The sequence below is a fragment of the Bacillus sp. iso_77 genome, from assembly GCF_056173625.1.
On sequence record NZ_CM149683.1, the window covers coordinates 2,850,858 to 2,867,013 of the forward strand.

The 16,156-nt window shown below is 42.0% G+C and carries 14 protein-coding genes; 1 reads left to right on the forward strand and 13 read right to left on the reverse strand.

Going from position 1 to position 16,156, the window contains the following annotated elements; genetic code table 11:
- Window positions 1–69: 69 nt before the first annotated feature.
- The 8 genes from AC0VYC_RS14775 to AC0VYC_RS14810 form a co-directional block, all read right to left on the reverse strand.
- Window positions 70–1,539 (reverse strand): nicotinate phosphoribosyltransferase, encoded by a 1,470-nt coding sequence (locus AC0VYC_RS14775; protein WP_007500472.1) that lies wholly within the window; start codon window positions 1,537–1,539, stop codon window positions 70–72.
- Window positions 1,540–1,556: 17 nt separating this feature from the next.
- Entirely contained in the window at window positions 1,557–2,108 is a 552-nt protein-coding gene (locus AC0VYC_RS14780) for a cysteine hydrolase family protein (RefSeq protein WP_475388736.1), read from the reverse strand.
- Window positions 2,109–2,168: 60 nt separating this feature from the next.
- The gene (locus tag AC0VYC_RS14785; protein ID WP_024719733.1) at window positions 2,169–2,576 is read right to left on the reverse strand and encodes a YueI family protein; all 408 of its coding nucleotides are present in this window, start codon (window positions 2,574–2,576) and stop codon (window positions 2,169–2,171) included.
- A 27-nt stretch (window positions 2,577–2,603) separates the two neighbouring features.
- Window positions 2,604–2,852 (reverse strand): YueH family protein, encoded by a 249-nt coding sequence (locus AC0VYC_RS14790; RefSeq protein ID WP_008345876.1) that lies wholly within the window; start codon window positions 2,850–2,852, stop codon window positions 2,604–2,606.
- A gap of 95 nt (window positions 2,853–2,947) precedes the next feature.
- Entirely contained in the window at window positions 2,948–3,169 is a 222-nt protein-coding gene (locus AC0VYC_RS14795; RefSeq protein WP_008345878.1) for a spore germination protein, read from the reverse strand.
- Window positions 3,170–3,270: 101 nt separating this feature from the next.
- Window positions 3,271–3,492, reverse strand: a complete 222-nt coding sequence (locus AC0VYC_RS14800) for a spore germination protein (RefSeq protein ID WP_008345880.1) — start codon at window positions 3,490–3,492, stop codon at window positions 3,271–3,273.
- 68 nt (window positions 3,493–3,560) lie between these two features.
- Window positions 3,561–4,664 carry an AI-2E family transporter gene (locus AC0VYC_RS14805; RefSeq protein ID WP_008345881.1) on the reverse strand — a complete coding sequence of 368 codons (1,104 nt, stop codon included), beginning with the start codon at window positions 4,662–4,664 and terminating at the stop codon, window positions 3,561–3,563.
- Between the two features lie 184 nt (window positions 4,665–4,848).
- Window positions 4,849–5,085, reverse strand: a complete 237-nt coding sequence (locus AC0VYC_RS14810; RefSeq protein WP_003213721.1) for a YuzF family protein — start codon at window positions 5,083–5,085, stop codon at window positions 4,849–4,851.
- Between the two features lie 180 nt (window positions 5,086–5,265).
- Between AC0VYC_RS14810 and AC0VYC_RS14815 the strand changes: the two genes are divergently transcribed.
- Window positions 5,266–6,750, forward strand: a complete 1,485-nt coding sequence (locus AC0VYC_RS14815; protein WP_475388738.1) for an esterase/lipase family protein — start codon at window positions 5,266–5,268, stop codon at window positions 6,748–6,750.
- Here AC0VYC_RS14815 and AC0VYC_RS14820 read toward each other — a convergent pair.
- The 5 genes from AC0VYC_RS14820 to essC all read right to left on the reverse strand — a co-directional run bounded on the left by AC0VYC_RS14820 (window position 6,747) and on the right by essC (window position 16,119).
- Window positions 6,747–7,280, reverse strand: coding sequence for an HD domain-containing protein (locus AC0VYC_RS14820; protein WP_007500462.1), 534 nt, complete (start codon window positions 7,278–7,280; stop codon window positions 6,747–6,749). The genes AC0VYC_RS14815 and AC0VYC_RS14820 overlap by 4 nt on opposite strands.
- Before the next feature lie 144 nt (window positions 7,281–7,424).
- Complete coding sequence (locus tag AC0VYC_RS14825) at window positions 7,425–8,168, reverse strand: (S)-benzoin forming benzil reductase (RefSeq protein ID WP_475390063.1); 744 nt, start codon at window positions 8,166–8,168, stop codon at window positions 7,425–7,427.
- 103 nt (window positions 8,169–8,271) lie between these two features.
- A complete protein-coding gene (essA, locus tag AC0VYC_RS14830) occupies window positions 8,272–8,769 on the reverse strand; it encodes a type VII secretion protein EssA (RefSeq protein ID WP_475388740.1) in 498 nt (165 codons plus the stop codon).
- A complete protein-coding gene (esaA, locus tag AC0VYC_RS14835) occupies window positions 8,750–11,647 on the reverse strand; it encodes a type VII secretion protein EsaA (protein ID WP_342473525.1) in 2,898 nt (965 codons plus the stop codon). Before esaA ends, essA begins: the two co-directional genes overlap by 20 nt.
- Complete coding sequence (gene essC, locus AC0VYC_RS14840) at window positions 11,644–16,119, reverse strand: type VII secretion protein EssC (RefSeq protein ID WP_475388741.1); 4,476 nt, start codon at window positions 16,117–16,119, stop codon at window positions 11,644–11,646. The genes esaA and essC overlap by 4 nt, the downstream gene beginning before the upstream one ends.
- Window positions 16,120–16,156: the final 37 nt, after the last annotated feature.

A 16,156-nucleotide genomic window follows, 5' to 3' on the forward strand; every position in this document is an offset into this window, starting at 1 on the left:
TTCATTTTGAATCGTCCAACATGAAAAAAAAGAGACCATCTGGCTTGATGATCTCCTTTCCCGGGGTAATCAGCTTTCATAAAGCTCTTTTTTGATTTTATTTTTCACATCATGGATAAACTGCATCTTATTATCCCAGCATTTTTGACTCAAATCGACTGGGTATTCTTCTGGTTTGCTGATTCGTTTGTATTCCTCCCAGAAGAGTCCGAGACTGTCCTGCACATATGCTTGAATCGTTTGGATATCTGGATTATCATACACCAGCTTCCCTTGTTCAAAAATTGGGACATGAAGGTCCTTTGCCACAAAATTTGTAACAAATTTGCTGATAAATGTATGAACTGGATGGAACATTTTCAGCTTATCTTCACTTTGAACATCTTCTTCTTCAAGGGCAATGTAGTCTCCCTCAGAGTGATGATTCAATTGATTGATAATGCGATACACTCGTTTACGGCCTGGTGTTGTCACTTTCTCTGGGTTAGAAGAAATTTTGATCGTGTCATTCATCTGACCGTTTTCTTCAATCGATACAAGCTTATATACAGCACCAAGAGCTGGCTGATCGAATGCGGTAATCAGTTTCGTTCCAACACCCCATACATCAATTTTTGCACCTTGTGCTTTTAAGTTCATAATGGTGTGTTCATCAAGATCGCTTGATGCAATGACTTTGGCGTCATGGAATCCAGCTTCATCCAGCATCGTTCTCGCCTTTTTAGACAAGTAGGCAAGGTCTCCGCTATCAAGTCTGACCCCAATAAAGTTGATTTTATCACCGAATTCTTTCGCTACCTTAATTGCATTTGGAATGCCTGATCTGACCGTATCATATGTATCCACTAAAAAGACACAGTCTGTATGTGTTTCGGCATATTTTCTAAATGCAGTATATTCGTCACGATATGCTTGTACAAGGGCATGGGCATGTGTGCCTGATACGGGAATATTGAAGCGTTTACCTGCACGGACATTACTTGTTGCCTGAAATCCGCCGATCAGTGCTGCTCTTGCTCCCCACATGGCTGCATCCATTTCATGCGCACGTCTTGTTCCGAATTCTAATGCTGTCTCATCTTCAATGATTCCTTTAATACGAGCCGCCTTTGTTGCAATTAGCGTCTGGAAGTTCACGATGTTGAGCAGTGCCGTTTCAATTAGCTGCGCTTCAACAAGTGTTGCCTCGATGCGCATAATAGGTTCATTCGCAAAGACAATTTCTCCTTCTCGCATTGAATGAAGTGTCCCTGTAAAAGACAATCCGCTTAAGTATTCAATGAAATCGCTTTTATAACCGAGTTCATCTTTTAAATATGCAAGGTCGCTCTCGGTGAAGGAGAAGTCCGATAAATATTCAATCGCTTTCTCTAAACCAGCAAATACAGCGAAGCCGTTGTCAAATGGAAGCTTTCTAAAGAAGAGTTCAAAGACTGCCTTCTTCTCATGGATGCCGTCTCTCCAATACGTTTCTGCCATGTTAATTTGATAAAGATCTGTATGTAGTGATAAACTGTCGTCAATAAACCGATGCTCCAACTTCCATTCTCCTTCCCTTACTTAACCACTTTCGCACCAAGCGTATGCTCAAAGTGAGAAAGTGCCCACTCGTGCCCCGCTTCATTAAAACTCGCTACGGCATTCGCATGAATCACAAGTTCAAAGCCTTTATTGTACGCATCAACAGCTGTATGAAGTACACAAATATCGGTACACACTCCGGCTAGGTGAAGTTCAGTGATGCCACGCTCGCGCAGTTTCATTTCTAATTGAGTGCCTGCAAAAGCAGAGTATCTTGTTTTTTCCATATAATAGACATGATTTAAATGTGTTGACGTGTGAAATAGTGAACTTAGTTTTCCGTAAAGTTCAATTCCTTCTGTCCCGCGAATATTATGGAGCGGAAATAACTTTGTCTCTGGATGATATGGATCTTGCTCTTCATGATGATCGACGGCAAAAACAACAAAGTGTCCTTCATCAATAAATGAAGAAGTGATCTCTGTGATCTTCGACTCAATCGCCTGTCCAGGCTTTCCGCACGTCAGTTTTCCATCGTCTGCAACAAAATCAACTGTATAATCAATACAAATCAATGCTTTGCCCATCCGCATCTCTCCCATATGCTCTTTTGAATCATTATAGCTTATTCATTTCACTAGGGAAACCTATTCAACAGATTCACGAGAAAAAGCTTTTTGAAAAAGCTCATCTTCTATATAGATATGCTCTTGATTGATCGCATGCGGCACCTCTATCACAAGCCCAAAAGGTGAATGTGACTCGTGATGGTTGACCACTTTAAAAGAACAACCAGCGGCATTTGCCATTTTGACATATGGAGAATAAGAAGCATATGACAATTCACCATTTAAAAGAACAGTGGCCTCTCGGTTTGCCTTCAATACTTGCTCTACCTCTTGATACGATTTATGTCTCGATACTTGCCCTTTTGTCAGAGCGAGAAGAGCACGTTCTCTTAATGAGCCGAGATACATTCTTCGTTCATCGGGTTTTGTTTCAGCATGTCCAAATATCCCTTGCTGCAAATAAAAGTCTACGGATTCTTCTTTCATTGCTGTGTTCACTCCTGGTTTCTGAATTTACATTTCTGTGACCCAGTGCACAATTTTTTGTGCAAGTTCACGGGCTTCGTCTATTTCTACTCTTTTGTTTAAAGATTGTTCTAGTGCTTGCTCAAGCTGCGTTTTTTCGTCTTCATACGCGATAGAAATACTCCATTCCATATCAGGTACAGCGACAAGCGTTTTATATTCTTTTTTATTTTCATGTAAATATACATTGTAGGTTGTTGGTTGCCCGCTTGTCAGATGCGCTTTTCTTATTTTCATTTGATGTGTTTTACCCCCCTTTTTCTTCTTCCTTCTTCTATCCATTGTACCATAAAAAAAGACAGCTTCTGAAAAGGAGACCCTTTCAAAGCTGGCTATGCGTTAAAGCTCTTTTGCTGGCTGATCAGGTTTGAATCCCAAACAAATGTGACGTTCGGATTGTTGAAGAATTGAACAAAATCTCCTGCATTATAGGTGCCTGAACCACCAGCGGAATGATCCACACTTTTTGGCGAAATGGCAAACACATCACCGAAATGTGCAGAACCGTTTCCTATGACACGGTCAATATGAATGGGTCCAACAATTGCTGGCATCTTTCCACCACCTTTACTACCCTCATCATATGCCTAGCGGAACAATACGTGTCTATCCAACATAAAAAAGACAGCTGATATGTCCTATGATCAGCTGTCTTTTATGCATTAAATGATTGAGGCTGGCCAAACAGTGTAAAGTCCCAAAGCATGGTGGCATTCGGATCGCTTGTCAGGGACATATAATCACCTGAATTAAAAGCTCCCGCTCCACCGGTCGAGTGATCTACAGCCAAAGGGGCAATGGCGAGAACGTCACCAAAAGTAGCCGAGCCGTTTCCGCCTAAAGACTCAATATGAATGGGTCCAACAATCGCAGGCATCTTCCTTCTCCTCCCTATTCGCTTATGTGAGTTATGTTATGCAAAAAGGGAAAAGTTGTGCATCTGCCCTAAACGTTTAAATGCTGTTCTTTTCGAGAGCGCTGACGTAGCTGAACCAATCTGACAATATTGAGTGTGATGGCTTTCAGCAGCGCATAGACAGGGACGGCAAAAATCATGCCCAGGATTCCGCCAAAACTTCCTGCCCCAATTAATAGCAAGATAATTGTTAACGGATGTGTGTTGAGACGTTTTCCAATGATCAATGGAGAAATGACGTTTCCATCGATCTGCTGAACAACAAGAATGACAATAACAGTCACAACCGCTTTTCCAGGCGAATCAAGAAAAGCAATGAGCACAGCTGGTGCCGCACCAAGATATGGCCCAAGATATGGAATGACGTTTGTCACCGCAATAATGATGCCGAGAATGAGCGCATATTTCACACCAATTAATAAGTATCCGATAAAACAAGCAACTCCGACAAATAAACAAACAACGATTTGCCCTTGTATGTAAGCAGCAAGCGTATCGTTTAATTCTTTAAAAATCTTCAATCCTTCCTTACGGTAAGGCATTGGCAAAAATTGAACGAGCTTGTCCGGAAACTTATGCCCGTCTTTTAGCATGTAAAATAAAATGAATGGAACGGTAATGACAGCGAGGGCAATATTCGCAATCACGCCAAACACCGCCGACATACTTGAAGCAATATTTTCCGGTAAATCTTTTAATGTCGAAACGATCGACTGTTCAAACTTTGAAACAGACACATAATCTTGGTTCATCATCCACGTAAATGTTTTAGAATGCGAGAAATCGTTGATAAATTTCTGCATGTCCGTGACATACCCCGGGAAGCTTTTGACAAGTCCACCCACCTGCGTGACAATGACAGGTCCAGCAGCATTGACAACAAACGTGATAAGCCCGATGAATAGAAGATAAATAATCAGAATGGCGAGCGTCCTAGGTATCTTCTTCGACAAAAATCGAACAATCGGATTAAAGATGAAAAAGAGAATACCTGCCAGTAAAATAGGAACAAACAACGTTGAAGCAAATAAAATGATCGGCTGAAATAAAAACGAAACTTTTGTTGATACGTACACAATCAGTAAAACCAGTAATATTTGGAATGTCCAAAAATGAACTTTAGATTTTAACAAAGATGCTCCTCCTGTTACGTATTGACCTTATTAAAAAACTACTATTCAACCCACCTTCTGTCAACTGCTTCTTGTTTTAGAACCATATTTTTTGAAAAAAAAAGAACAATTGGTATATCATGCACTTTTTCCAGATATACATTCTGTAAGCATTGAAAAAAGCAGACACCTGTGCGTCTGCTTGTTACACTCTTTCACTGTGATCAGGCATCACCGACACGATTTGCTGGATCCGCACATAAAACACTGATTTTGCCCCCGCCTCAATCACAATATGATCCGGCATCACTTCCTTCAACTTTCCACGTACTGTATCTTTCACTGTTTGAACAATTAATCTCATACCGACTACTTTCTGCAATGTTTGATAAACATATGGATCAACTAATGAAACAAGCTGTGGACTTCCTTGTTGTGCCATGCTACCTGCCCCTTTACTTGTGTATTTACCCACAGCGTATGCAATGACCCATGTGAGTGTCACTCAGCAAACCTACAACATTATTACCGTATTTTTACATTTCATATTTTTTTACAATTTTTAGAAGTATAATAGATTGGTGCTGCCAACATCTTAAATTATTTGAAGAGGTGAATGATCTTGAAAAAATTAATCTGTATCGTTGCTGTCATGCTCTTACTATCCTCTGCAAGTTATGCGCACGCAGGCACAATTGGAGATGCACCTGGTACACCAGGGAAGTGGTTTAAAGGAGAAGAACCGGTACAAAAAGACCTGTCAAAACCCCCACTTGTTTTTGTTCATGGCATAAACAGTTCTTCCTCCACATGGTCTGATCGAAACGATATGGCAAAACAAGCTGTTCTGAACGGATACGAAAGCGCGTTCATAGATTTATATCCAGATCAGGACATGAAAAAGAATGGGAAACTATTAGCAGAAAAGTTAAAAGAAATCTATGAATTTTTCGGCAGAAAACTGATCATAATCGGTCATAGTAAAGGCGGAGTGGATACGCAGGCTGCACTCGTGTATTACAACGCTCATCCATATGTAGAGAAAGTCATCACACTGGGCTCTCCACATTATGGGACGCCGCTTGCGGATTTAGCCTATAGCAAAGGCGGAAGCTGGCTTGCGCAAATCCTTGGACAAAAGAGCGACGCGCTCTATTCTCTGCAAACCGGGATGATGGCAGCTTTTCGAAGTGAAACCGACCGGTTGGAGACGTTTCCTCATAAATATGTGACCTATTCTGGTTCAGAATGGGGAACCTTTGGCGGAGTGCTTTATTTAGGCGGCATGTATTTAAAAAGCTTTGGTGCAAACGATGGCGCTGTGACGGTCAGCAGCACAAAGCTAGCATATGCAAACAATATTTTAACAGGAAAGTGGGATCACTTTTCGATCAAAAACGGCACAAGCATGTTCCCCGTATTTCAGGCACAGCTGCGTGCAAGTACCGCAAGCGCTGAAAGTGAAGACGAACAAGAGCAAGAACCAGTTTCTTCGGAGCTAAATACAAACGTTTATGTGAAAGGTGGAGAAAGTGAAAAGGATAAAACAGAAGCGTTCTATGTAGAGGAAGGAACGAATGGCCTATCGATTCAGTGGTTAAATGAAAGACAGGAAGCCAATCCGGAAATCGTTGCGCCAAATGGAGATGTCTTAACCAATTTGACGACATCCGAAGCATCATTCCCATATGAAGGCGCCTATTCACACCATGTGCCAATCAATAAACCCGTTCCAGGAAAATGGACGATTCGATCAAATTCAGGAAAAAAGGATCCTTATTTGCTACTTGTATCCTTTGATTCACCATTAAATGAAGAAATCAAAATCGCTGCAGCGAAATCAGGAGATGCATCGACACATTCGAGCAAGCTGATTAAACGATTAAGCAAAACTGTAGAGACCATTTATTTTAAAGATGCCGAGAAGGATCATCCACTGAAAACGAGCTCTTCATCAGCCGTCAAATTGAAAAAAGAAGGTGCTTATTCCGTCACGGTTCATTACACAGGTCTCACTGCGTCAGGGACATCGGCATTTAACCGTACTGTGATTCGCACTTTGTATGTGGATCAGCACGGAACGATTCATGGAGATATTCCATATTAAACAGAGCGTTTCATGGGCTGAAGCGCCTGCTGCACCTTCTCATCCAAATCAGCAATTTTTTTGAGCGCAAGTGATTCATCTATTTGTCTGTAATGGTGGTGTCCACCAGGCTCTTCGTCCATTTCATCTGCTTTCTTCACAATTTGCTGGAGTGTGTCCTTATGCAGGTCGCCCTCTGGCAAATATGAATCTGTGTGAAGCAAAATCGCAAGGGCAATCTCTTTGGCTGCTTTTGGTTCCTCGCCTAGCCGTATGAGCAGTTTATGTGCCCGCTCTGCCCCTTTAATGGCATGAATATCATTTCGTCTATATGTCTCGTAATCCCATTCTCCGCCTGCTGTATACCATTCATAGTGGCCGATGTCATGCAAGAGTGCTGCTTTCACAGCAAGATCCGGGTTAATCCCCGCCTGCATCGCCAGTTTGAATGCGTGATAAGCACAAGCAATGGCGTGGGCTTTTCCTGAACGATTTAAATATTTTTGAGCGACTGGATGGGTGTAAACATCCATTAATGTAACCTTTCTCATGGAAACCCCTCCTTATCTATATTTTTAGCATCCTAACATATTCTGAAAAGAAACTCAAATGTTCTGTCATATTTCCGATGAGTCTCAAGATTAGCTTATGCTCAATAAGCTGTCTTTGCTTGTACAATACGAAAAAAGCAGCCGTTATGACTGCTTTTTTCCATACTCACGGGCATCGTATACACAACCGCCAGCTGGGTCATCTGCTAGAAGGTCGAGTAAAATACCGGCCACTTCATCTGGGCTCTTTAGCGTACCTGTTTCATGTAATTGCTGAAACCGCTCAATTTGTTCAAAGTCCTGTTTGGAGGATTTCCGAATCTCTCCCTGCATATCCGTATCAATCGTACCGGGTGAAAAGGAAAACGTGGTGACAGGATATGCTTCGTCCTGTTGTTCCTCATGTAAAGTCCTCATAAACATATCAAGCCCTGCTTTTGAGCTACAATAGGCACTCCATCCTTTGTACGGATTTTTAGCTGCTCCAGAAGAAAGATGCACGATGGTTTTCTTCCCTTCAAGAGATTGTGTCTCTCTCACAAACACATGACTGAGCAAAACAGGGATGACAAGGTTCAGCGTATAATGCTGATGAAGCGTATCCTCTTCGCCTTGCCCTGCACGTTTGATAGGAGTGACCATTCCTGCATTATTGACAAGCAAGACGTCATCAGCGTCTGCGAGAGTTTGCGAGGACAAGATGCCCTGAAGCCACTTTGCAGCCGATTCCTCATCAGTGAGATCGACCTGTGAATGCGTGAGGTGTGGATGGGATAGTGGCGACTCACTTCTTGCAGCGGTATACACGATATCCCCACGTGAAAGTAGCTGTTTGACAAGTGCTAAACCAAATCCTTTTGATCCGCCTGTGACGATTGAAATTCGAATGACAATCTCCTCCCTTGATAACACTATTTTAAATAGTGAATCGGTCTCACATCAAGCAATCTGCATCTGCATAAAGAAAAGCCTGCCCTTTTCAAAAGGCAGGCTATTTCTTTTCCGTCTTCACATTCACCTTTGGAATGAGAATGATCATGACCATGATGCCAAAGGCGATCAAGATGCCAAAAATGATTGGTAGAAGCGCCGATCTCTGCTTTTCATGATCATCGCCAGAAGGCGTTGATACAGCCGAATCGCTGAAAGAGATATTCATCTCTTTCATCATACGAGCTGGCGTTTTAGGCGGATTTTCTTTCAGATCACTAAAAATTTGCGGCGCAAGTTGACCACCAGAGGTCTTAGGCGGGTCAACAAAGTGAATGTCCGTTTTGACTTTAGATGTTGTTTTGCTTTGTTCGTATTTCGTTTGATCCCTCAATATACTCGAATTAATATTGAGGTTCTTTTCTTGATATTCATTCGGCTTGACATTCGTATCCGTATCTTCACCTGTAGCAGCAAAAGCAGCAGGACTGAGGAGAAAAAGGGATATGACACCAAGTGCCATCCCTTTGACGAATAGATTAAGCCTCATGAGTGACATCACGTTCCTCTGTTTTGTCTTTCCATAGCTTCTTCACTAGTGGAATGACCATGAACAATATCGTTAAAATCAGTAGCCCTGTGATGCCCATACCGAAGTTGTCTCCATTTCCATATTGGATGGACAAATACACATCTGTCACTGGATTTGTAAAATGGAAGTTTGGCATGACCAAATCAATTAACGGTGCAACAAAGAAGAAAATAAGCGCCGTTGCTGCCATCCATCCGGCAATTGAACCGAAAAGGAAAGCTGTGCGAATAAAGGCAGAGCACGCCACTAGCAGCAAAATCGTAAAGATCGACCATTGAATGGCTTGGTCATCAGCTAGTTTGTAAATGTTGAGTCCAAACAGGCTGATCATGAGCCCGACTAGCAGATTTAAAATACCAAAGAGTGCACCTTTGACCAGCATTGGCGCTGACGCATAGTACGAGCTAAAAAAGCCAATCAACAAACTGCTGATCATCACAATAACCAAAATGACTACTGGCGGTACAGTCTGCGTTTTTTCTTCTGGCACATCGCCGCTAATTTTCAGCGGATTGGCTAAATGGTTATACACATAGTTGCTGTTGCCTTGATCGTCTAAAGTGTTGCCTAAAATACCCTTTAAATCTTGTTGAACAAGCTTCGTAGAATTGACATTCTTACTCCAGTTTTCGTTCAACGTGTCTGCTTTTTCTTGGACGGTTGTGACACTTTCTTCAATATTATTCGTATAATCGGCCACCCCTTTTTGGCGGTCGGTTAACGAGCTCATATTTTCAGAAAGACGAAGCACTTCCTGACCAATTGAATCCTGTGCACTCACAACAATCGAACTGCCCGCAAGGTCTGCTGTATACACCGCATCTCCTTGATCAGCCATTTGTTCAGCTACTGTGTCCGCACTTTCAGAAATGGCATTTAACTCCTGTTCCATACTTGCCTGCTGAGTCGAAATGTATTCTGCGTAGCCATCTGAGAATTTTTGCATCTCATCAATAAAGGTAGACACATCATCATTTGACGTCAGCATCTGATTTTTGAGTGTATCCCAGTTTTCCGTTTCTTCTTTTTTGATGGAAAGGATGGACTGGATTTCATCTCCTTTTGTGTCTAGTAGAGATGAGTTGTTTGTTGGTTGATATAGATTCCCAAGCATCATCTCTAGCTGAGACAGTTGATTGGAGTATTCCATTAACTTTTTGGTGCTTGTTGAATTTGTTTTAAACTCTTGATCAAATATTTTCGTATTCAAAGTGTTGCCAATCGGCGAGTTTACTCGTTTCAGCTCTTGCACTCTGTTTAAAATAGAGGATTCCTGATTTTTGATTTCATTCGGAATGACGTTATATCGATCTTGTAACCTCAGAATCATCTTTTCAAGCTTCTCTACTTTTTTCGTGAGGCTTTCAAGCTCCTTACTCATTTGACTTACTTTGTCTTTCAATTGGTCGTTATGAGCGGTCGCTTTTTCTTGAATCTTCTTTTTCACTTCTTCTAAACGATTAGACAGTGCTTTTAGGTCATCTTTTGATTGATTCGTGCTGCTGTTATCTGGCTGAACAGCATCCTGACCATTTTCCCCCTCTTTATCATCTTCATTAGTAGGAGGTGCAGTCTGATCTTCTAATTGATCGGCTAGATCGTTCATTTCCGATGAAATTTGCGAGAGTTCATTTGTTTCATCATCTAAGTTAATGCCAATCTCTTCTGGGTTCTCATTATCTTGATCTGATTGCCCGTCATCATCAGGATCAGCTGGCTGCTCGGGTGCGTTGATTAGCTCTTGCCTTTTTGTCTCTAGCTTATTCTGCAAGGCGATGATCTTACTTTTATAGGCCTCTAAGTATTGACCTTCATAGTTCTTCAACAGCTCTTCTTGAGACGCCTTCACAAGGTCCGTTAATCCCGACGATTGCTTAGGGATTGCGTCTTCTCTTGCCTTTTGAACAGATTGAATTGCGCTGTCCGTTGTTTTAAGCTGACTTTGGACCCCATTGATATCGGTTTTGAGTCCGCCCATTTGATCGCTAAAGCTGCGGGCATTTTGGTTTTGAATCTCCGCAAGCTGTTTGAGTCCTTGCTGGATTTGTTTTTTACTTGTCGATTGCGCTTTGATCAAGAGATCCTTTTGTTTGTCTTGATACTGCTGATATTGATCGACTACTTTTACGAAATCCTTCAGCTGGCTTTTCGCTTCTTCTGTTGTACTTAAACCGTCTTTATACTGTTTTTGTGAATCGGCCATCGCATTTTTTAGTTCTTCTATTTGTTTCTTCTGCTGCTGGACGGCATCAGATAGTTTGTTTGAATTTGGCTTATAGAAGTTGTACATCGTGTTTTGGAATTCGACCTCTTTGCCAACAATATGCTCAAACTCTTCTCTGACATTGCCGATTTCCTGTGATACAAAACTCCAATATAAAGTCGACATTTGTTCATTCATTTTCTTTTGAGCATTTTCTAGCTCTCTTTGTACTTTTTCTTTATTCACTGCATTGAGCTGATCTTGGATTGAGAATTGGATAGATGCCTTCTCAGGATGATCCTTATCATAGCTCAGCACATTTTTAGAGAAGTCAGAGGGAATATAGAGAACTGCATCGTACTTTCTATTTTTCAGGCCATTTTCTGCCGCACTTCGATTGACGACTGTCCATGTGTAATCTGGACGCTCTGATAATGCCGCCACCACATCCTGTCCGAAACGAGCGGTATTTTCACTTTCGCTCGCCCCCATATCCTCATTGACCACGGCAATGTTACGTGTGGCATTCTTTTTCTGTTTTGCCGGATCATCCCCAATGAGATGGAAAAATAGAACCGGCAAGACGAGAATCAGTATCATGGTCGACACGATTTTGATGGAGCTTTTTTGCTGCTCTGTCATTGAACACTCTTCCTTTCTACCGCACATAAAGGAACCTGGATTTTCTTCTCTTTCCCGTTTTCAACCAAATATCCGAAGCCTGGCTGAATCTCTGGTTCTTGTCTTGCATACGGAAGCGGTATGATGTTTTGCTCTGATTTTTTCATCAGTAACATGGCATGACGAACCTGTTTGATTTCGTTTGTGAGTGCATCATAGCCTTTACTGAATTCGGTATGATTTCCTGACGCGATCAGGCTGAAGCCTAAGTGTGCATATGACTTCATGAAATCAGCCAATTGATCTTGAAGACGCGGGTCGATTGTCTGCTGAAAACGCGTAATGCCATCAATCACAAGCACAATTTGAGAGAACGACAACTGATCAGTCTCTCCTCGGCGCACAGCTTCGACGTACATCTCTTCACGCACCTTGAATAAACGATCTATTTCCTCTGCCCATTCTGTGATATCATCCTTTGTTTCAAGGTAATCAATGTTCTCTTCTTTTGCATAATGAGAGAGCCCCCGATCAATCGAATCAAAGACAGCCAGCTTCTCAGGTTTTGCTACTAATAGCTGATCAAGCATCAGCTTTGTCACATTTGTTTTCCCTCGCTGCGTTTGACCGATGATGAGGCAGTGTTTATTCTTCTTCAAGTCAAAGTAAACAGGTGCAACAGATTCCTCATCTAGTCCGACTGGAATGTCATACGGCTGTTTTTGTTCTTCTAAGCGACTCTCTAGCTCCCAAATGGTCAGTTTATCAGGAAGCATTGGTACAGGTTTTGGTTTTTCAGCTGATTCAAAGCGATCATGAAGAAGCTGGATCTCTTGTTTTAAATGCTCAAACAATTCGAGATCATTCTCTCCTTCAACTGGCAGGAACATTTGGGCAAAGTAAAGCTCTTCTTTGTTGATAATGACTCGTCCTGGAATCGGCTCTAAGCTGAATTTCGGTCTGCCAATAATGGAGTATGCCTCTCCTTGATCCATTAAGTAATGGACAATCTTTGTTTTCAAGTTGTTCATAAGAGATTGACGGACTGCGTTGACACGAGTCGCTGTGATTAAGAAATAAATGCCTAACGATTGTCCATCACGGCTTAACTGAATAAATTCAGATTCGAGTTCATGCATTTCGTCTTTCACAATGTCAAAGTTGTCAATCACGATAAATATGAATGGAAGCTTTTTCTCATTCAGCGCATTGTACATTTTGATATGACTCATTTCCTGCTGTCTAAATAAACGCTTGCGATATTCAACCTCTTCACGAAGACGCTTCATCGACTTTTGAATCTTTCTCATTTGATCCATTAAGAAATAATCAGCCGTATGCGGAAGTTTGGCAAGCGGTAGCAAGGTGCCGTTACCGAAGTCATAAATATATGCATGCCATTCTTCAGGTGAATATCTTTCTGCGAAGCTCATAAGCAGTGTGGTTGCAGCAAGTGATTTGCCGTAGCCGGATGAACCGAAGATGCCAATATTTCCATCCTCCATCATTTGATAAGAAAGTGGATGCTGGCTTTGCTGATCTGGCTCATCGACAAGAGCGAAATGGAAGACGTGCTCTTCACTTGATGCATAACGTGTTTTCGGAATCCGTTCTTCAAGCGGTGGAAGCCATGGACTCGGAAGCTTTTCAATTCCAAGCTCCTGCTGCATACGTTCAATTTCATCCACAACAGCGGAAATTTCCGTCACTGTCTCTTTTTTCACAGCCGGCTCTGTACTTACCCCTGATAATGGGATCAGTCCAGTGTCCGTTACAATGGCGATGTCATCTTCTGATCCGTAGCCATCTTCCATATACGGTGCACCGCTCCAAGCCGACTGGAATAATTCATAGATTTCATTGTTCCCCACTTGTAAATATCCACGACCTGTCACGGTAATCGACGCTGCATCACTATTTTTCAAAATTTCCTTACTGTCTGATGCATCTTGTACCTTTAATGCGACTTTAAAGCGGGAGTTACTCCAAATTTGATCATCAATGACCCCGCCAGGCTTTTGTGTCGCCAAAATGAGATGGACACCGAGACTTCGTCCAATCCGCGCAGCACTGACAAGCTCTCTAATAAAATCTGGCTCTTCACTTTTTAATTCAGCAAACTCATCAGAGATTAAGAACAAATGAGGCATCGCCTGTTCCGCCTTTTTCTCTTTATAGAGTTTCGTATAGTCATTGATATGATTCACATGATACTGATCAAACAAGCGCTGCCTTTTCTTCAGTTCACTTTTAATAGAGGCAAGCGCTCTTTCACTAAAGTTTTTGCTGCCTTCAATGTTTGTGATCGTACCAAGTAAGTGCGGAATATTTCGGAACGGCTGCGCCATTCCGCCTCCTTTGTAATCAATGAGCAGGAACGCCACTTCATGCGGGTGAAAGTGTACAGCCAAGGATAAAATATACGTCTGTAAAAACTCACTTTTTCCTGATCCCGTTGTTCCCGCTAACAGACCATGTGGGCCATGTGCTTTTTCATGCAGATTCAGATCGACAATATCGTTTTTTCCTTTATAACCGATAGGCACAGATAATGACTTTGCTGTTTCAGATGTCAGCCATTTTTCACGAATGCCAATGTCATCTACCTGTTTGGCATGAAACAGGTCAAGGAAGGAAACCGTTTCTGGAATTGAGTTGGTCATCCCGACTTGATGATCTAATGTTCTTAAGGTTCTGGCAAACAGCTCATTGTCCGCTCGCTCATGTGCATCCAGCTGAAATGGAATTCGTACGGCCTTCTTATGCTGAATGAGAATATCTCCTTCTTCTTCGTTAATGTAACGAACAAGCGTTGAAATATTTTCAGCCAAGCTTTCCTTTGTTTCTGCCGCAAAGATAATTGAGATGCCTAAATCCGTCCGGCTGCCTTCTAGGTATTCTAAAATCACATGTTCCGCAATGAGTTCATGGTTTGTCACGATAAACACAAAGTGAGGCGTAAAGATTTTTTTCTCTTTTTCCTCTTCCAGATCACGCTCTCGTAAAATTTCATAAATAGAAGACAAGAGCTGATCACGTGTTTGTTCGTTATATATAAACCCTTTCCCGTATGTATGAGGAAGTTGGAAGTGCGGCAGCCATTTCATCCATTCCCAGTTCTCATACTCCTGTTCATTAAAGATAAAAACAAATCTCAAATCATGATAGCTGTGCGAGAAAGCAAGCTGGCCGACAAGCTGGTGAAGCTCATTTTTGACAATTGCCGGTTTTCCTATTAATCCGGTTGGACCGTCCGCAAGACCGAACGTAATCGGTACATCTTTTACCTCGCGATAGACGTTTTGCATATGCTGGGTTTGTTCCATTAAGTCATCGATGTCACGATTGGCCATATCGCCGCCGCTCGTCGATAATTCATAACTTGAAGGAACTGCACCTGTCCCTAGACGCAGCTGTAAAAAATCATCACTGACAAGCGTCTTTTCCCAAATACGCCCGCTGATTTCTGACGTCAAATATTTCATTTGTTCAAAAGACGGATAATGATACGTTAAAATAAATTGTTGACGGTCATACAGCTCTTGCAGCTCTTTCCGCTTATTTTCTAAGTAAAGAGAGTAAACGCGTTGCCGCTTCTCTTCTCGTCTTTTGCGCTGTGATTTCTCTTTAAAATATTGAACGGACGAAGTAATTAACGTCATAATAAACATCGCCATTGACACGACAATAAAGATGCCTCGCGGCTGTACAAGGGCCACGATCCCCATGACAATCAGCATGACAAGCGGCGGAAGAACTACGAGCCAAAGTCCTCTGCCATTATTTTCACTCTCCTGTGAAGGAAAGCTGAAAGACACCCGGTCATCTGGCAGATCGTAAATCAAACGTGGTGTTCGTCTATATAAAGGATATTTTTGTTTCGTTTCGGTACTCGGCGGCCTTGTTTTTTCTAAACGTGTTTGAAATGGTTCAAATGCTGTTACTTGCAATAAATCATCATCTTTCAATGACAGCGTCAAAAAGTTCCAAAACAGCTCATCCCCAGCAAGAAGCTGCTGTGGACCGTGCAGCTGTTTCCCGTTCACATAGATCGTCTCATCTTGGGGAATGACATACCAAGTGCCTTCTATTTTTTCCAACGTGAAGGATTTGGCATCTTGAAACATTGAATAGGCTTGTTCTTTCCACACATCCGCTTCATCTATTTCTTCACTTGAAATAGTCACTTCGACTCTATTTCCTAGGTAATAAATGATTTGATCATGATGTGAATCCATCAACATGAGTGTGAGTGAACCAACCTGACATGGTTCATGTGGAAGTAAGTGACCTCTCTTTTTTTCGCCCTGATAAAGAGAAAAGCCGTCATTCGTTTCATCTGGAGATAAACGAATCAATCCTTCATCAAACGAAAGGGAAGGAATCGTTACTGTATGCTCTATTTCAGGTCCAATCACAGCTTCTCGGTTGAACTGCTCATCTAAACGGACGGTTTGATAATCTTCCTCATAAAAAACCCATAGAAGACTCAAACGCTCCACCTCCTCATCGGACAGCACCAACTGTCAG